At 69.5% G+C, this 17,141-nt stretch carries 14 protein-coding genes; 7 read left to right on the forward strand and 7 right to left on the reverse strand.

What is annotated here, in order from left to right; genetic code table 11:
* The first annotated feature begins 77 nt into the window (after window positions 1–77).
* From V6S02_RS06605 to sucB, 3 genes are all read left to right on the forward strand, one after another.
* The gene (locus V6S02_RS06605) at window positions 78–1,550 is read left to right on the forward strand and encodes a leucyl aminopeptidase (protein ID WP_336400279.1); all 1,473 of its coding nucleotides are present in this window, start codon (window positions 78–80) and stop codon (window positions 1,548–1,550) included.
* Window positions 1,547–2,935 (forward strand): dihydrolipoyl dehydrogenase, encoded by a 1,389-nt coding sequence (gene lpdA / locus V6S02_RS06610; protein WP_336400280.1) that lies wholly within the window; start codon window positions 1,547–1,549, stop codon window positions 2,933–2,935. Before V6S02_RS06605 ends, lpdA begins: the two co-directional genes overlap by 4 nt.
* A 94-nt stretch (window positions 2,936–3,029) precedes the next feature.
* Window positions 3,030–4,856: a 2-oxoglutarate dehydrogenase, E2 component, dihydrolipoamide succinyltransferase gene (gene sucB, locus V6S02_RS06615; RefSeq protein ID WP_336400281.1), complete on the forward strand. Its 1,827-nt coding sequence runs from the start codon at window positions 3,030–3,032 to the stop codon at window positions 4,854–4,856.
* Between the two features lie 39 nt (window positions 4,857–4,895).
* Here sucB and V6S02_RS06620 read toward each other — a convergent pair whose 3' ends face one another.
* The gene (locus V6S02_RS06620; protein WP_336400282.1) at window positions 4,896–6,245 is read right to left on the reverse strand and encodes a hypothetical protein; all 1,350 of its coding nucleotides are present in this window, start codon (window positions 6,243–6,245) and stop codon (window positions 4,896–4,898) included.
* A gap of 120 nt (window positions 6,246–6,365) precedes the next feature.
* Here V6S02_RS06620 and V6S02_RS06625 point away from each other — a divergent pair, with 120 nt between their 5' ends.
* Window positions 6,366–7,076: a DUF4191 domain-containing protein gene (locus tag V6S02_RS06625; protein ID WP_124293267.1), complete on the forward strand. Its 711-nt coding sequence runs from the start codon at window positions 6,366–6,368 to the stop codon at window positions 7,074–7,076.
* 19 nt (window positions 7,077–7,095) lie between these two features.
* Here V6S02_RS06625 and V6S02_RS06630 read toward each other — a convergent pair whose 3' ends face one another.
* Window positions 7,096–7,488 (reverse strand): RDD family protein, encoded by a 393-nt coding sequence (locus V6S02_RS06630; RefSeq protein WP_124293268.1) that lies wholly within the window; start codon window positions 7,486–7,488, stop codon window positions 7,096–7,098.
* A gap of 136 nt (window positions 7,489–7,624) precedes the next feature.
* On the opposite strand from V6S02_RS06630, the gene glnA (V6S02_RS06635) reads away from it, so the two are divergent.
* The 3 genes from glnA (V6S02_RS06635) (at window position 7,625) to V6S02_RS06645 (ending at window position 10,803) form a co-directional block, all read left to right on the forward strand.
* The gene (gene glnA / locus V6S02_RS06635; RefSeq protein ID WP_124293277.1) at window positions 7,625–9,049 is read left to right on the forward strand and encodes a type I glutamate--ammonia ligase; all 1,425 of its coding nucleotides are present in this window, start codon (window positions 7,625–7,627) and stop codon (window positions 9,047–9,049) included.
* A 142-nt stretch (window positions 9,050–9,191) separates the two neighbouring features.
* A complete protein-coding gene (locus V6S02_RS06640; RefSeq protein ID WP_336400283.1) occupies window positions 9,192–9,425 on the forward strand; it encodes a hypothetical protein in 234 nt (77 codons plus the stop codon).
* Window positions 9,426–9,456: 31 nt separating this feature from the next.
* Window positions 9,457–10,803: a hypothetical protein gene (locus tag V6S02_RS06645; RefSeq protein WP_336400284.1), complete on the forward strand. Its 1,347-nt coding sequence runs from the start codon at window positions 9,457–9,459 to the stop codon at window positions 10,801–10,803.
* A 467-nt stretch (window positions 10,804–11,270) separates the two neighbouring features.
* On the opposite strand, the gene V6S02_RS06650 is transcribed toward V6S02_RS06645, so the two are convergent.
* Genes V6S02_RS06650 through glnA (V6S02_RS06670) form a run of 5 tightly spaced genes read right to left on the reverse strand, consistent with a single transcriptional unit; the run spans window position 11,271 to window position 17,130 of the window.
* Window positions 11,271–11,816, reverse strand: a complete 546-nt coding sequence (locus V6S02_RS06650; RefSeq protein ID WP_336400285.1) for a hypothetical protein — start codon at window positions 11,814–11,816, stop codon at window positions 11,271–11,273.
* Window positions 11,813–12,487, reverse strand: coding sequence for a hypothetical protein (locus tag V6S02_RS06655; RefSeq protein ID WP_336400286.1), 675 nt, complete (start codon window positions 12,485–12,487; stop codon window positions 11,813–11,815). Before V6S02_RS06655 ends, V6S02_RS06650 begins: the two co-directional genes overlap by 4 nt.
* A 24-nt stretch (window positions 12,488–12,511) precedes the next feature.
* Window positions 12,512–12,724: a three-helix bundle dimerization domain-containing protein gene (locus tag V6S02_RS06660; protein WP_141938560.1), complete on the reverse strand. Its 213-nt coding sequence runs from the start codon at window positions 12,722–12,724 to the stop codon at window positions 12,512–12,514.
* Between the two features lie 58 nt (window positions 12,725–12,782).
* Complete coding sequence (locus tag V6S02_RS06665; RefSeq protein WP_336400287.1) at window positions 12,783–15,785, reverse strand: bifunctional [glutamine synthetase] adenylyltransferase/[glutamine synthetase]-adenylyl-L-tyrosine phosphorylase; 3,003 nt, start codon at window positions 15,783–15,785, stop codon at window positions 12,783–12,785.
* Window positions 15,786–15,792: 7 nt separating this feature from the next.
* Entirely contained in the window at window positions 15,793–17,130 is a 1,338-nt protein-coding gene (gene glnA / locus V6S02_RS06670; protein ID WP_124293283.1) for a type I glutamate--ammonia ligase, read from the reverse strand.
* Window positions 17,131–17,141 lie beyond the last annotated feature (11 nt).

Consider the following 17,141-nt stretch of genomic DNA (forward strand, 5'->3'; position numbering starts at 1 on the left):
CATGCTACGAGTCGCAGCGACACCGCGAGCCGGGCCACTGCCGCTGACAGCGAACACCGCTCCATAGGATGGAACCCATGTCGTTCCCCGACCTCGAATACCGTTCCGCCCCCCTCTCCGAGATCGACGCCGACGCCGTCGTCATCGCCCTACCGCCGGTGGAGGGCGATGCCGCCCCACCGATGGAGGACTTCCCGGGCCTGAAAGAAGCGCTCGTGGCGACCGGGTTCGGTGGTTCGCCGGGCTCGTTCCACCGTGTCTACGCGCCCGACGTGACCCCGCGGCCTCTCGCGGTCGTCGGGACGGGAGCCGTCCCGGATGCAGCAGCCGTACGTGACGCGGTCGGTACGGCCCTGCGCAGCCTGACCGGATTCGAGACGGTCGCGGTCGCCGTTCCCTTCGCAAGCGAGCACCTCCTGGCCGCGGCGGAGGGGGCGGCTCTCGGCGGCTACCGTTTCGACGGGTACAAGGCGGACGGACCCAAGCGTCGCGCGAGCCGCGTGATCATGCACGGGACGGATGACCTCGACCCGACCGCGCTCGCGGCCGTCACCGCCACGGCATCGGCCGTCGCCCTCGTCAAGGATCTCGTCTCGATTCCCGCGGAGTGGCTGGGTCCCGCCGATCTCGCCGACCGCGCCGGCCAGGAGGTCGCGGACCTCCCGGTCGAGGTGACGGTGTGGGACGAGACCGCGCTGCGCGAGGGCGGCTTCGGCGGCATCCTGGGTGTGGGTCAGGGATCGGACCGCCCGCCCCGACTCGTGCGCCTGGACTACTCCCCCGCCGGCGCGAGGTGCCACGTCGCCCTTGTCGGCAAGGGCATCACCTTTGACACCGGAGGGCTGTCGCTCAAGCCCGCGGCATCGATGGTGGGGATGAAGTACGACATGTGCGGCGCGGCGACTGTTCTGGCGGTGGTCCGCGCGGCCGCGGCCCAGCAGCTGCCGGTGAGGGTGACCGGCTGGCTCGCGGTGGCCGACAACATGCCCTCCGGCCGCGCCACCCGCCCCGGCGACGTCGTGCGCATCGCCGACGGCACCACCGTGGAGGTGCTCAACACCGATGCCGAAGGGCGGCTCGTCCTCGCGGACGGCCTGGTGGCGGCCAGCCGCGAGAACCCCGATCTGCTGATCGACGTGGCGACCCTCACCGGAGCCATCACCATCGCGCTGGGCACGCGCCACACCGGCGTCATGGGCGACGACGATGCCGTCGCGCGGTACCTCGCCGCTGCAGGAGACGTCGCAGAGCTCGCCTGGCAGCTCCCCCTCCCCGCGCACATGGTCGACGAGCTCGACTCGCCGATCGCCGACCTGCAGAACGCCAAGATCGGCGACCCGGCCGGCGGATCGCTGTTCGCCGGTCTGTTCCTCCGGCATTTCGTGGGCCGCACCGCGCCCGACAGCGAGCAGCGCATCCCGTGGATCCATCTCGACATCGCCGGAGTCGGGATGAACAAGGGCGGCGGGTTCGGATTCACCGACAAGGGGCCGACCGGGGCGACCGTGCGCAGTCTTCTCCGTCTGCTGCAGACCGAGGCTACCCGATGAGCGCCGGGGCGACGCCGGACACCACGGCGGACATGGTCATCCTCGGCGGCGGGAGCGGCGGCTATGCCGCCGCGCTCCGCGCCGCCGAGCTCGGCAAGTCCGTGATCGTGGTCGAGAAGGACAAGGTGGGCGGCACGTGCTTGCACCGCGGGTGCATTCCGACGAAGGCCCTTCTCCACGCCGGCGAAGTCGCCGACGCCGTTCGAGCTGCGACGGAGATCGGGGTCGACGCGGAGCTGCGCGGTATCGACCCGGCCCGGGTGCGCGCCTATCGCGAGGGCATCGTCGACAAGAAGTACCGGGGTCTGCAGAGCCTGCTGAAGGCCCGCGGCATCCGCGTGGTCGACGGCGAGGGGCGTCTCGAGGCCGGTCCTGCCGTGCGGGTCGGCGACACCGTCTACCGCGGCACCGATGTCGTCCTGGCCACCGGGTCGTACAGCCGCACGCTGCCGGGGTTGGAGATCGGGGGCCGCATCCTCACGAGCGACCAGGCGCTGCAGCTGGAGGAGATCCCCGAGCGGGTGATCATTCTCGGCGGCGGTGTCATCGGCGTCGAGTTCGCCAGCGTCTGGCGCTCCTTCGGCGTCGAGGTGACCATCGTCGAGGGGCTCGACCACCTCGTGCCGGCCGAGGATGTCGCGATGAGCAAGGCGCTCGAGCGCGCGTTCCGCCGCCGCGGCATCGGCTTCTCTCTCGGTGTCCGGTTCGCCGCTGCGACGCAGTCTGCCGACGCGGTGACCGTTTCGCTCGAGGACGGGACGCAGTTCTCGGCGGACTACCTGCTCGTCGCCGTCGGCCGGGGCCCCGTCACCGCGGATCTGGGCCTGGAAGAGGCCGGGGTCGCGCTGGATCGCGGTTTCGTCGTCACCGACGAGAGGCTCCAGACCACCACCCCGCACGTCTTCGCCGTCGGTGACATCGTGCCGGGCCTTCAGCTGGCCCACCGCAGTTTCCAGCAGGGCATCTTCGTCGCCGAGACGATCGCAGGGCAGAAGCCCGTGGTCGTCCCCGAGCAGCTCATCCCACGGGTCGCGTACTCGCACCCCGAGGTGGCTTCGGTCGGTGTGACCGAAGCGCGGGCGGTCGAGGTGCACGGTGTGGACGCGGTGCAGTCCTTCGAGTACAACCTCGCCGGCAATGCCAAGAGCGAGATCATCGGCACCGGGGGCCTGGTGAAGGTCGTCCGTCTCAAGGACGGACCGGTCGTCGGTGTCCATCTCATCGGCGACCGGGTCGGAGAGCTCATCACCGAGGGTCAGCTGGCCGTCGCGTGGGAGGCCCACCCCGAAGACATCGCCCCCTTCATCCACGCCCACCCCACGCAGAGCGAAGCGCTCGGTGAGGCCTTCCTGGCCCTGGCCGGCAAGCCGCTGCACGCGCTGTGACCGGCGTTCGTCGCGCGGACGCGGACCTGACACGGGCCCGCGGGCGCATCACTAAGCTAGACAAGACATCGGCAACCCCGAAGGAGACAAGCCCATGAGCACATCCGTGGTCCTCCCCGCGCTCGGCGAGAGCGTCACAGAGGGAACGGTCACCCGCTGGCTCAAGAAGGTCGGTGACACCGTGCAGGCCGACGAGGGGCTCCTCGAGATCTCCACGGACAAGGTCGACACCGAGATCCCCTCCCCGATCAGCGGTGTGATCGAGGAGATTCTGGTCGACGAGGACGAGACGGTCGAGGTCGGCGCTGTCCTGGCCAAGATCGGCGACGGCTCCGGCGGCGGAGAGGCACCGGCCCCGGCCGATGCGCAGGAAGAGCCTGCGGCCGCAGAGCCTACTCAGGCCGAAGAGCCCGCCGCCGAGGCGGCCGAGCCTGCCGACGGACCCACGGACGCTGGTCCGGCTGCTCCGGCGCAGGCTGCGCCCTCGGATTCCACCACCAGCGGCGGAACCGAAGTCGTCTTGCCCGAGCTCGGCGAGAGCGTCACCGAAGGAACGGTCACGCGCTGGCTCAAGCAGGTCGGTGACGCCGTGGAGGTCGACGAGCCGCTGCTGGAGATCTCGACCGACAAGGTCGACACCGAGATCCCCTCCCCTGTCAAGGGCGTCCTGCAGGAGATCCTCGTCCAGGAGGACGAGACGATCGCCGTCGGATCGGCTCTCGCCCGTATCGGCGACGGTGCCGCCCCCGCCGCACCCGCCCCGGAGTCCCCGGCAGCGCAGGAGAAGCCGGCCGAGTCCGCGCCCGCTGCGGAGGAGAAGCCGGCCGAGTCCGCGCCCGCCGCGCAGGAGAAGCCGGCCGAAGAGAAGCCGGCCGAGGTCGCGCCCGTTCCGGAGAAGGTCGTCGCGCACGCGCCGGTCGCGACCGGTGTCGCCACCGAGCAGGAGCCGTCGCCCTCCAGCGCTCCCTCGTCGGCCGCGCCGGCAGCGTCTTCCGGCGATGACGAGGTGGCTTACGTCACCCCGCTGGTGCGCCGGCTCGCTCAGCAGCAGGGCGTCGATCTGGCATCCGTCAAGGGCACCGGTGTCGGCGGTCGCATCCGCAAGGAGGACGTGCTCAAGGCCGCGGAAGACGCCAAGGCGCCGGCTCCGGCCGCCGCCCCGTCGGCCTCCACCGCCCCGGCCCGCACTCCGCTGGAGGTCTCACCGCTGCGGGGGACGACCCAGCCGATGTCGCGGCTGCGCAAGGTGCTCGCCGAGCGCGCGGTGGCGTCTATGCAGGCGACCGCTCAGCTCACCACCGTCGTCGAGGTGGATGTCACCAAGCTCGCCGGTTTCCGAGACCGCGTGAAGGGCGACTTCCAGTCCAAGACCGGCGACAAGCTGTCGTTCCTGCCGTTCTTCGCCCTCGCGGCGGCGGAGGCTCTCCAGGCCTTCCCCGTCATCAACAGCACGGTCGACGGAACGAACATCGTCTACCCGGCGACCGAGAACCTCTCGATCGCCGTCGACACCGAGCGTGGCCTTCTCACCCCTGTCCTGCGGGATGCGGCGTCGAAGAACCTCGCGCAGATCGCCCACGAGATCGCCGACCTCGCCGCGCGCACGCGCGACAACAAGCTGAAGCCCGACGAGCTGGCCGGTGGCACCTTCACGCTGACCAATACCGGATCCCGCGGGGCGTTGTTCGACACACCGGTCGTCTTCCTCCCGCAGTCGGCGATCCTCGGGACGGGCATCGTCGTCAAGCGCCCGGGCGTGGTCTCGGTCGACGGCCGCGACGCGATCTCGGTCCGGTCGTACGTCTACCTCGCGCTGTCCTACGACCACCGGGTCATCGACGGGGCTGACGCCGCGCGGTTCCTCGGCGCGGTCAAGGCCCGTCTGGAGGAGGCGGACTTCGAGGGCGACCTCGGCATCTGATCCACTGCGGAAAAGCACCACGCGGGGGCCACATCGTGATCACGATGTGGCCCCCGCGTCGTGGATGTCGCGGATGACCCACTCCTCGCCGATCCGGACGATGACGATGAGCTGAGACACCGCGGACCCGTTCGATGTCTCGTGTGCGGACACGCGCAGCACGGCCGCGCCGCCGAGATCATCGAGGAACGTGACGGTCCGAACGTCGGTCGGCAGGTCTGCTGCCCCCGCGGCCGGTGCACGCTCCGGATCGACCATGATCTCGGCGAGACACTCCCTGTCCTCACCGCATCCAGCGCGCGCGGTCAACAGCCGGTCGGTCACGGCGGCGAGATCGTCGGGGGTGGGCTCTGTCGACCCGGTCGGGGTGGGAGCAGCGCTGTCCGCGGGGTCTTTCTCCGACGCGGGCGCGTGGCTCGCATCCGATGCCGGGGGCGTGACCATGGGCTCGGCCGCGGCCGGCGCCTCCGGATCGCTCGGCCATGTGAGTCCCACGGCGAGCACCACGGCCGCCGCACCGGCTGCGATCACGAAGCCACGGCGGCGAGACCGCGGCCCCTTGGTGCTCACGACCCGCCAGAGGCCTGTGGTGGCCCGTGAGACGGCGTCAGCGAGATCGCGATCCATCAGCGCGGAGATGCGGGCGAGCAGTCCTCCGTCGTCGGATCCGGCGGACGCCGCAGCCCGAGCCGCCGCGCGCGACGCCGCTCGGGTGACCACCGGACGAGCCGAGATACCCGGCACTGCACCCGGCGTCGTCGAGGCGGTCCTCCTCGTTCCCAAGCGCAGTGGCTGCGGCGACGCCAGGGCGAACAGTCGCGCCTCGAGACCCAGGACGTCGCGCTCGTGCGGATGCGCCTGTTCGACTGCCGACAGCCCGTCGCGAAGCACCTCCGTCCACGCGGGGAACAGGGCCAGAAGAAGGCGGAAGATCGCCGCTGACTCCGTGGGTCCCGTCGGCTGCAGCGCGAGCACAGGGCGCGCATGGTCGGTGAGCCACCAGGTACCGGCTGTCGCTCCCGCCGACGCTCCCGCCTCGAGGTGGCCGCGCAGCACACTGACGGCGAGGGTGAGGGCTTCGCCTGCTGACAACGGGTCGTCGTCGTCGGAACGTCGCCGCACGACGTCGATGAGCCGATCGCCGCAGATCGGGAACAGCGCGGCGTGACCCGACGGTGTGCGGACGAGGTCGTGCGGTGCGAGAAGGTGCTCCGCGTCCGCGACGCGCCATCCTGCCCAGCCCTCGCCGAGCTCGGCGACGTCCACCAGAAGCCAGGCGGCACCGTCAGGGTCGCGGACCACCTCTCCGGGCCAGGGCGCGGAGGTGTCATCCACCCGCCGCACCGGTCGGAGGGACCGCAGCAGGGCATCCGCTGAATCGATCGCCATCGCCCCAGACTCCCCCGCACCGCGCTCCCCCTCTCTAACCTGCCGTCGAACTGTGGAGAACAGGCTCTCTCCCTCCTTGTGCAGGAGAGGTCGCAGGGGCCGGAAAGGTAGGCTGGAACCATGGCCGCACGCAGTACCGCACCCGAGAAGCGTCCCGGGTTCTTCTCGCAGATCCGCACCCTCTACACCTTCACGGTCCAGGCCTATCGCTGGCTCCCCTGGGCCCTCGTCGGCATCCTCATCGGCGGCACGCTTCTGGGTGTCGCTCTCGGTGCGCTGATCCCGCCGGGAGCGATCTGGAGCATCATCCTGTGGGGTGTCACCGGCTTCATGTTCGGCATCCTCGCGGCCCTGATGACCATGACGCGGCTCTCGACGAAGGCGATGTATCGCAAGATCGACGGCATGCCCGGTGCCACCGGATACGTGCTGTCGAGCGCCCTGGGGCGCCGCTGGCGTGCGTCGGAGATGCCGGTGGGCATCAACCCCAAGACCCAGGAAGCCGTGTACCGGGCGATCGGCCGTGGCGGCATCGTGATCGTCGGCGAAGGGGCTCGCGGACGACTCACCCGGCTCGTCAACGAAGAGCGCGGAAAGGCGCAGCGCGTGGCATCCGGTGTTCCCGTCACCGTGCTCTACGTCGGCCACGGCGACGACGAGGTGCCGATCGGCAAGCTGGCTCCTGCCATCAAGTCGCTGCCGAAGAAGATCGACCGTGCCACGATGGCGGCCGTCGTCAAGCGGATGGACTCGGTGTCGCAGTCCGTCGCGTCGCTCCCGATCCCGAAGGGCATCGACCCGCAGCGCGTGCGCGCCCCGCGTCCCCGCTGAGCCGGGACATCCGCCGACGTCAGTCGCGGATGAGGACGGTGCCCGCCGCCTTGTCGTGAAGGCCCCGCTGGTCTGCGTCCCAGATCACCGCGGGAATGACGAGGATGAGAAGGATGGTGCGCAGCACCGGCCGCCACAGGCCGACCCACCCGCCGTCGAGGCGCACCAGTCGCATGCCGAAGATACGGTGCCCGGGGCTCCCCTGAAGGGTCGGGAGGAAGACGATCTGGATCGCGCCGAAGATCAGCAGGATGGCCAGGGCGTCCCAGCCGAAGAAGCCCGAGATCAGGTAGGCCGCGCCGTAGTCGATGAACAGAGCGCCCACGCGACGGCCGAGACGGCCGATCGATCCGGCGCCCTCGCGGGGGCGCCCCAGTCGCTCTCCGGGATAGTCCTGTGCGCTGGCGACCACGATTCCACCCTACCCGCGCTCGGCGCGTAACATGCCGGAAACAAAGGTGTCACGGTCGGGCAATCCCCTGCCGATACGGTGCCTCAAGGCCCGCTCGACGGGCGGCAGTTCCCGATGCCCTACCTCTGGAGTCTCCATGTTCAGTGATTCATCCGAGGTGCTGCGGTTCATCAAGGACGAGGACGTCAAGTTCCTCGACATCCGTTTCACGGACCTCCCTGGTGTGCAGCAGCACTTCAACATTCCGGCCGCCACCGTCGACGAGGAGTTCTTCACCGTCGGGCAGCTGTTCGACGGCTCCTCGATCCGTGGGTTCGCGAACATCCACGAGTCCGACATGCAGCTCATCCCCGACGTGTCGACGGCCTACCTCGACCCGTTCCGCGAGGCGAAGACGCTCGTGATGGTCTTCGACATCTACAACCCGCGCAACGGCGAGATCTACGCCAAGGACCCGCGTCAGGTCGCCAAGAAGGCCGAGAAGTACCTCGCCTCCACCGGTATCGCCGACACCGCGTTCTTCGCTCCCGAGGCCGAGTTCTACATCTTCGACGACGTCCGCTATGAGGTGAAGCAGAACTCCAGCTTCTACTCCGTCGACTCCGAAGAGGGCGCCTGGAACACCGGCCGGGTCGAAGAGGGCGGCAACCTCGCCAACAAGACCCCCTACAAGGGCGGCTACTTCCCCGTCTCCCCCGTCGACAAGACCGCCGATCTGCGCGACGACATCAGCCTGAAGCTCATCGAGTCGGGGCTGCAGCTCGAGCGTGCGCACCACGAGGTGGGCACCGGCGGTCAGCAGGAGATCAACTACCGCTTCGACACCATGGTGCACGCGGCCGACGACATCCTGAAGTTCAAGTACATCGTCAAGAACACCGCCGAGCAGTGGGGCAAGGTCGCGACCTTCATGCCGAAGCCCCTCTTCGGCGACAACGGCTCGGGCATGCACACCCACCAGTCGCTGTGGAACGACGGCAAGCCGCTCTTCTACGACGAGAAGGGCTACGGCGGGCTGTCCGACATCGCCCGCTGGTACATCGGCGGCATCCTCGCGCACGCCCCGGCGGTGCTCGCGTTCACCAACCCCACGCTGAACAGCTACCACCGTCTGGTGAAGGGCTTCGAGGCCCCGGTGAACCTGGTCTACTCGGCGGGCAACCGCTCGGCGGCCATCCGCATCCCGATCACGGGCTCCAACCCCAAGGCCAAGCGCATCGAGTTCCGCGCCCCCGACGCCTCGGGCAACCCCTACCTCGCCTTCGCCGCCCAGCTCATGGCCGGGATCGACGGCATCAAGAACCGCATCGAGCCGCACGAGCCGGTCGACAAGGACCTCTACGAGCTCCCGCCGGAGGAGGCCAAGGGCATCCCCCAGGTGCCGAACTCGCTGCAGGACTCGCTGGACGCCCTCGCGGCCGACCACCAGTTCCTGCTCGAGGGCGGGGTGTTCACGCCGGAGCTCATCGAGACCTGGATCGAGTACAAGATCGAGAACGAGATCCGGCCGATGGCGCAGCGCCCGCACCCGTTCGAGTTCGAGCTGTACTTCGGGGTCTGACACCCGGAGCGACCTCACTCCCCCGAGCCCCGCACGCCGCGGCGCTCGGGGGAGTTCGTCATTCCGGCGTATCATCCCGCCCGTTCTGCGGCTCTCCCTCGTGTGCGCACGAGTGCACGCTTACGCAGGGAAAGGCGACATCATGGCGATCAACGACGACGCGCAGAACACCGGCGAAAAGGCAGCGAGCCCCTTCGTCATGCTTGTTAACGCCGACGGCACCCCCTTCACCGGCTACGCCGAGAATGGCGGCGGGATCGGCGGGCACCTCCTCGGTCAGGTCTGCCACAACCACGTCCTCACCGAGGTCTACGCCGACTTCGACGGCGAGGGGCACCTGGCGGGCATGCACACGCACGACGTGGGCAGCTGCTGAGCCACCGCTCCTCCAGCGCTACGGTGTAACGGTGCGGGAGATCATGCGGATGGGGCTTCGACTCCTCGTCGCACATTGGCCTGCCCTTCTGGCGTGGTATCTCGCAGGCTCGTTCGGGCGATACCTGTCGATCCAGCTGGCGGGATTCGTGGGCGGATACACCGCGCTCGGCGGCATCCTGCTCCTCCCGTTGGCGATCCTCGCCAAGCTCGTCAGCCTCGTGGCGATGTTCCTCGTCCTGAGGGACGGGATGCTGCGACTGAACGCGATCGCACCGACCCCGGTCGACCGTGCCGAGCGCCTCCGGTCGTTCCGTGACGCGCTGCTGTCTGCGGTGCTGCCGTTCATCGCGGTCTACGCCGTACTCGGCTTCCTCGTCGAGGATGTCACCGCCTACCTGCGGGTGGCACTGGCGGTGCAGACCGATCGCCAATGGGCGGCCATCGTGGAAGAGTCCGAGGTCGACACCTCCGGCGCGGTGGACAGCCTCGGTTGGGAGCCCTGGACGATCGTCGTCGTCATGCTCGCGTTCGCCGGTCGTTGGGCGTGGAAGCGCTGGGGATCCTCGCTCCCCCGGTGGACGGCGCTCGTCGCGACGTACCTCGAGGCGCTCTGGATCTTCCTCGTCGCCTATTTCATCGGTGAGGCCCTCGGGCGGGTGACGGCCTGGATCGATACGCGCCAGGCGATGGTGTGGGTGGCCGACCTCCGGCAGGCCGTCGGAGACCTCTTCGCGCCGCTCGGATGGACCTGGGACGCCGTGGAGTGGCTCATCGGTGAGGCAGGCGGCGTGCTCTTCGTTCCGCTCGCATGGCTGACGATCGCGGGCGTCATCTACGGACGCACCGTGTCACCGCAGGGTGCGCAGCTGCGTGGCGCTCTCGTCGACCGCGCCCGGTCGCGCTACGGGACCCTTCCCCAGCGACTCCGCCGCCGCCTCGTGGATCTCGGATCGGAGGTCGGCGGTCGGTTCCGCCCGATCTGGCAGGCGATCCTGCTCATGTGGCGGGGCGGACCGATCCTCATCGGCGGGTACGTGCTGCTCTACACCCTCATCCTCTTCGTCGGGGAGGGGCTCCGCGTGCTCCTCACCCGACTGGTCGGTCCTCACGACCTCTTCGACTTCTGGGTGATCGCCGCCACACCACTCTTCCTCATCGTCCCGCTCATCGTCGAGCCGCTGCGCACCGTCCTCATCGCCGCGACGTACGACGCGACGGTGGGTGCGCTCATCGGGGCGCCGGTGGTGTCGTCAGGGGATGACCTCGAGTCGGAGGAAGCCCGGCAGCTCGTCCGGGACGGCGAGCTCGACGCCGAACGGGCCGCGAGCGTCGTCGGGGACGAGGTAGGGCACCTCGAGGGTGAACGGGGCCTCTGAACCGGTCTCGCAGGAGCTCGGCTGCTCGTAGCGCCAGTCCACCTCGGTCATCGCCGCAGCCCACTCCCGGCCCGTGGCGCCGAGCTCGCGGAGGACCGGGGTGGTGCAACCGGGGGTCTCCTCGAGCGGGTCGACGGGGATCTCGACGACGAGCACGCGGGTTCCGGCCGGTGCATCGGCGGCGAACGTGCCGGTCTCGTCGACCGCCGTAGCCGGACCCCAGGACGCGCCCGCCCAGTCGACGCTCTCGCCCGCGGCGGCCGTGGTGGGGAACACGGGGTCGGCCTGACTCCAGCGCCACCACTCGACGCCCGTCGGGACGAGAACCGCCGCCGGCAGCAGAATCGCGGCCGCACCCAGCGCGAGGGCGTTGCGTCGCCACCATCCCTGTCTCGATGGCACCGGTCCGGATGGGGTCGGTGTCGAGGGGGCCTCTGTCGATCGGGACTGTGGCGACCGATTCGGTGTCATCGCTGCGCCCACCCGGTCTCGAGAAGTTCGACCTCGCCTTCGGCTTCGAGCGTACCGAGGTCGAGATTGAGGGTCACGAGACTGTCGAGACGGGGATCGTCACCGATCCCCAGCTCGAGAGTCGCGGTCTCGCGCGCGAGCTCGCTCGGAAGCTCGAAAGCGAGGCTTCCCTCCCGCGGGATGCCCGGGGTGAGACCGGTGCGGAGAAGCGACGCGGGTCGCTCGCTGGCGCGGTAGGTCACACCGTCGATCGTGAGCTCGGCGTGCGCCAGGATCGTGCCGGTCTCCTCCTGGGTCGCCTCGGCCCGGAGGTCGACGACCAGCCAAGTGCCTTCGGCCGACCAGCCGCCGGCGACGGCCCGTGAGGCCAGTCGCACGTCCGTGACGTTCATGACGAATCCGCGTGCGGAAGCCGTCTCGCCGATCTCCGCCGCGAGAGGGAACGGGGCTTCGGCGTCATCCTGAGAGGGAGTGATCTGGAGAACGCCCCAGGCCGCGACGACGAGCGCGACCCCGATCGTCCACGCCATCCACCGCCTCATCCCTCGTCTCCCTCGGCGTCTGCTCCTGCGCCGACGTCGGTGACCTCGAGGGTCATCGTCGCGGCCGCGACGGGCGACTCCCAGTACTCGCCGGCGACGACGAGTGCGCCCTCGCGAAGGCTCAGATCCCGCAGCACGATCTCGATCTCGTCGCCCTCCGCGAGAGCGTTACGATCGACCGCCCACGTCACCACCAGCTCAGCCGGAACGCGCGGCTGCAGGTAGGGCGAGAAGGTGGTGTCGTCGAACCGGGCGATCGCTGCGGGAGGGGCGTCCGCGAGTTCCGTCACGCGCACCCCCGCACTCAGCCCGCCGGAGCTCTCGGACGCAAGAGCGCGGTCCCAGACGTTCTCGGCCGTCAGGACGACCGCGAGCACTCGCTGACCGGGTTCGACGGTGATCCCCGCCTCCGGCAGTTCGTCGATCAGGACCGCCCGTTCCACCGTGAGGGCGAACTGCTCGTTGACGTGGGTCTCACCCGGTTCGAGTTCGGGAATCGGGGGCACGGCGGCCTGCGCGAGACCTCCGAATGCCGCGGTGCCGGCGAGGAAGACGGCCGTGAGGATGCCGGCGAACCAGCCGGTCGGGATGCGATCCCAGGTGCGGGCGATCCAGGCACTCCGAGAGGGCGGCGGCGCGTCGGGGGTGGGTGCCGCGGATGGGACCGTCACGCCGACACCCTATCCCGGAAGGCATCATCCCGATGACAGCGTCTGATCGAGGGAGGCGCGCGCCTCGCGTTCGACCAGAACCGGAACGAAGTCGCGCACCTTGGCGCCGTCGAAATGGTGTCGGGCGCGATCGAGAGCCTGCTCGATGTCGGCCGGGGATGCCTGCGGGTAGCGCTCGCGTAGGCGGTCGGCGATCTCGGTGAACACGACATCCTCGTCGGGGATCTCACGAGTCATGTCAGAAGGATGCGCCTGAATCGGTTGGCGGCGCAAGGTGGACAGGCGCTCGTGCGCCTCAGCCGTAGAAGAGGCGCTCGAAGCTCCGCCGCGCCCGTCGGGCCGTGCGAAGCCAGTCCTCCTCGACCTGGGTGGCCGATCGAGGCGGGTACTCCAGCAGTCGGCCGATGCCGTCCAGCTTCTTCCGATCCGTCGGCAGCACATCGCTCGTCTGTCCGGACAGAAGGGTGTTGGCCGAGCGTAGACGGCTGGCGAGCCGCCACGCCTCGAACAGGCGCGCGGCGTCCGCCTCGGGAACGATGCCGGCATCCTTCGCCGCCGTCAGCGCGATGGTGGTCGAGGTGGTGCGCAGCGCCGGCACGGTGTGGGCGTACTGCAGCTGCAGCAGCTGGACGAGCCACTCCACGTCGCTGAGGCCGCCGGGGCCGAGCTTCAGATGCCGCGCCGGGTCGGCGCCCTGCGGCAGGCGTTCGTTCTCGACACGGGCCTTGATGCGCTTGATCTCACGGAGCCCGGCCGGGTCGGGCGATGCGGGGTAGCGCACCTCGTTGGCGAGCCCGGTGAACGCGGTGATGAGCTTCACGCTGCCCGCCACGCCACGGGCGCGCAGGAGGGCCTGGGCCTCCCACGACAGCGACCAGCGGCGGTAGTACTCCTCGAAGGCGTCCAGCGAGCGCGCGAGCGGTCCGTTGCGCCCCTCGGGACGCAGCCCCGCATCGAGGTCGAGCGGTGCACGATGATCCTCGGAGTACTGCCGCAGCGCTCCCACGAGTTGCAGAGCCTTGCGTGCCGCCCGCTCGGGATCCAGCCCGTTCGGGCGGTAGACGTACATGACATCGGCGTCCGAGCCGAACCCGAGCTCGGCCCCGCCGAACCGTCCCATGGCGATCACCGAGAAATCCAGCGGCGCATCCTCGGGGTCGAGGACGTCGCGTCGGACGGCGCGCAGCGTCGCCTGGATGGTGACTTCGGTGATCGTGGTCAGCGCATCAGCGAGTTCTTCGATCGTGAGGGTGCCGACGATCGCCGCCATGGCGGTGCGCAGAAGCTCGCGGCGTCGAAGCGCCCGCACGGCGCGCATCGCGTCATCGACGGTCTCGTGGCGGGTCTGGATGGCCCGCGCCTCCTCCTGAAGCGCCAGGCCGCTGCGGGGTCGGAGCAGATCAGGGTCATCGAGCCACGCCGCCGACTCGGGGATCCACTCCATCAGCTCTCCGACGTACCGCGAGCCCGACAGCACGCGGGTGAGGCTCTCGGCCGCTCCTGACGAATCGCGGAGCATACGCAGGAACCACGGAGTGTCGCCCAGCCGCTCACTGATGCGGCGGAAGGCGAGCAGCCCGTAGTCGGGATCGACGCCGTCGGCGAACCAGCGGATCATCACCGGCATGAGGTGCCGTTGGATCGTCGCCTTCCGGCTGAGTCCGCTCGTGAGCGCACCGATGTGTCGCAGTGCTCCGGCGGGATCGGTGAAGCCGATCGCCGCCAGCCGGTCGTGAGCCTGCGCCGGTGAGAGCGACCGCTCGGCCTCGGGAAGGCTCGCGACCGCGGAGAGCAGGGGACGGTAGAACAGACGGACGTGGATGTCGCGGACCTCGCGCTTGGTCGCTTCCCATGTCTGCCACACCCGCTCCCCCGTCTCGGCGAGCCCCGTCGCGCGGGCCAGCACGCGCAGCTCGTCGGCTTCCCGCGGCATGAGATGTGTGCGGCGGAGGTTCCTCAGCTGCATCCGGTGTTCCAACAGACGGAGTCTGCGGTAGTCGCGGGAGAAGGCGGATGCTTCGGCGCGACCGATGTAGCCCTCCGATGCGAGGGCTTCGAGGGCCGGCAGCGTGCCGCGCTGCCGGATCCGGTCGTCGCTCAGGCCATGGACCAGCTGGAGCAGCTGAACGGTGAACTCCACGTCCCGGATGCCTCCGGGTCCCAGTTTGATCTGGACCGCGACCTCGTCGGCGGGGATGTGGTCGGTCACGCGCTCACGCATGCGCTGGACGCTGTCGACGAAGTTCTCGCGCGCTGCGCTCGTCCACACCTTCGGCGCGAGGGCGGCGACGTACTGCTCGCCGAGCGCGACGTCTCCCGCCAGCGGTCGGGCTTTCAGCAGCGCCTGGAACTCCCAGCTCTTCGCCCAGCGCTCGTAGTACGACAGGTGCGAGCCGAGTGTGCGTACGAGCGCACCCTGCTTGCCCTCCGGGCGGAGGTTCGCGTCCACCTCCCACAGCGGGGGCTCGATCTCGGCGCCCGAGATGCCGCGCATGGTCTGGACGGCGAGCCGAGTGGCGATGTCGACGACGCGGCTCTCGCCGATCTCGTCGATGATGTCGTCGTCGGCGCCGGCGACGAAGATGACGTCGACGTCGCTGACATAGTTGAGCTCGCGTGCCCCGGCCTTCCCCATGCCGATGACGGCGAGGTTCGTGCGCGCCACCTGCTCCGCCGGGAACAGGCCCGCCCCGGCGGCCCCGCGCGACACACGGGTCCGCGCGACGGCGAGCGAGGCTTCCAGCGCCGCACCGGCGGCATCCGCGAGGCGTGCGGCCACGTCGGGGATCACTTCGAGCGGCTCGGGATGCAGCAGATCGAACGCCGCGATCTGGGCGAGGAGCCGCCGGTAGCGTACCCGCAGTCTCACCCAGGACTCTTCTGTGCCCTCTGCGGCGAAGCCGTCCTCGGCGCCGATGGCCTCGAGCATCTCCTCGCGCAGGGATGCCGGGCTCGGGAGGGCGAGCCCGGCGTCGACGAGGTGGATCAGTTCGTCGGGGCGTCGCAGGAAGAACTCCGCGAACCCCGTCGAGGCCCCGAGGAGCGCCCACAGGGCGCGCCATCCCTGTGGGTCGGCATGGATCCGGCGCACCGGCTGCGGATCGCGCCGGGCGATGCGTGTGAGTGCCAGGAGTGCGCCGTCCGGATCCGCGGCGGACGCGGCAGCACGGAGCAGATCGGAGCGGGGTGCCGTGATGGCCGCGGCCAGCTCCTCCAGCAGCTCGGCGCTCTCCGAGAGCGCGCTGAACCCGAGCCGAGCGAGCTCGGTGAGAGACGACGTGCGCTCGCCCGTGCTCATGGGCCGGTCAGAGCATCTCGAGGTTGCTCTTCAGCTCGAAGGGGGTCACCTGCGAGCGGTACTCCTGCCACTCGCGCCGCTTGTTGAGGAGGACATACGTGAAGACCTGCTCCCCGAGCGTCTCGGCGACAAGCTCCGACTCCTCCATGTACTCCAGCGCGTGGTCCAGGCTCGCCGGAAGCGGGGCGTACCCGAGCGCGCGGCGTTCGGCGTCGGTGAGCGACCAGACGTTGTCCTCGGCTTCGGGAGGCAGCTCGTAGCCCTCCTCGATGCCCTTGAGGCCTGCGGCCAGCATGAGCGCGTACGCGAGATAGGGGTTGGCCGCCGAGTCGAGCGCACGGTACTCGACGCGTGAGGACTGACCCTTGTTCGGCTTGTACAGCGGCACCCGCACGAGGGCCGAGCGATTGTTGTGGCCCCAGGTGATGAAACTCGGTGCCTCGTCGCCACCCCACAGTCGCTTGTAGGAGTTGACGAACTGGTTCGTCACCGCGGAGATCTCGTTGGCGTGACGGAGGAGTCCGGCGATGAACTGCCTCCCGATCTTGGAGAGCTGGTACTGCGCTCCTTCTTCGTAGAAAGCATTGACGTCGCCCTCGAACAACGACATGTGCGTGTGCATCCCGCTTCCGGGCTTACCGCCGAGGGGCTTGGGCATGAACGTCGCGTACACGCCCTGCTCGATCGCCACTTCCTTGATCACCGTGCGGAACGTCATGATGTTGTCGGCGGTGGCGAGGGCATCGGCGTATCGGAGGTCGATCTCGTTCTGGCCGGGACCGCCCTCGTGGTGGCTGAACTCGACCGAGATCCCCAGGTCTTCCAGCATCCGCACCGAGCGGCGACGGAAGTCATGCGCCGTCCCGCCGGGCACGTTGTCGAAGTAACCGGCCGAGTCGACCGGTTCGGGACCCTCGGTGCCGAACGACGAGGACTTCAGCAGGTAGAACTCGATCTCGGGGTGGGTGTAGAAGGTGAACCCCGCATCAGCGGCTTTCGCCAGCGCACGCTTGAGCACGTGACGCGGATCGGCGACGGCGGGCTGGCCGTCGGGCGTGGTGATGTCGCAGAACATGCGCGCGGTGGGGTCGATCTCACCGCGCCAGGGCAGGATCTGGAAGGTGCTGGGGTCGGGATGGGCCAGCAGGTCGGACTCGTACGACCGCGTGAGACCCTCGATCGCCGACCCGTCGAAGCCCAGCCCCTCTGAGAACGCCCCCTCGACTTCGGCCGGGGCGATCGCCACCGACTTCAGCGTCCCGATGACGTCGGTGAACCACAGGCGGACGAACTTCACGCCGCGTTCCTCGATCGTGCGCAGTACGAAGTCCCGCTGCTTGTCCATGGGTTCCTTTC

The organism is Microbacterium sp. CCNWLW134 (assembly GCF_037083565.1).
Taxonomy (GTDB): Bacteria; Actinomycetota; Actinomycetes; order Actinomycetales; family Microbacteriaceae; genus Microbacterium.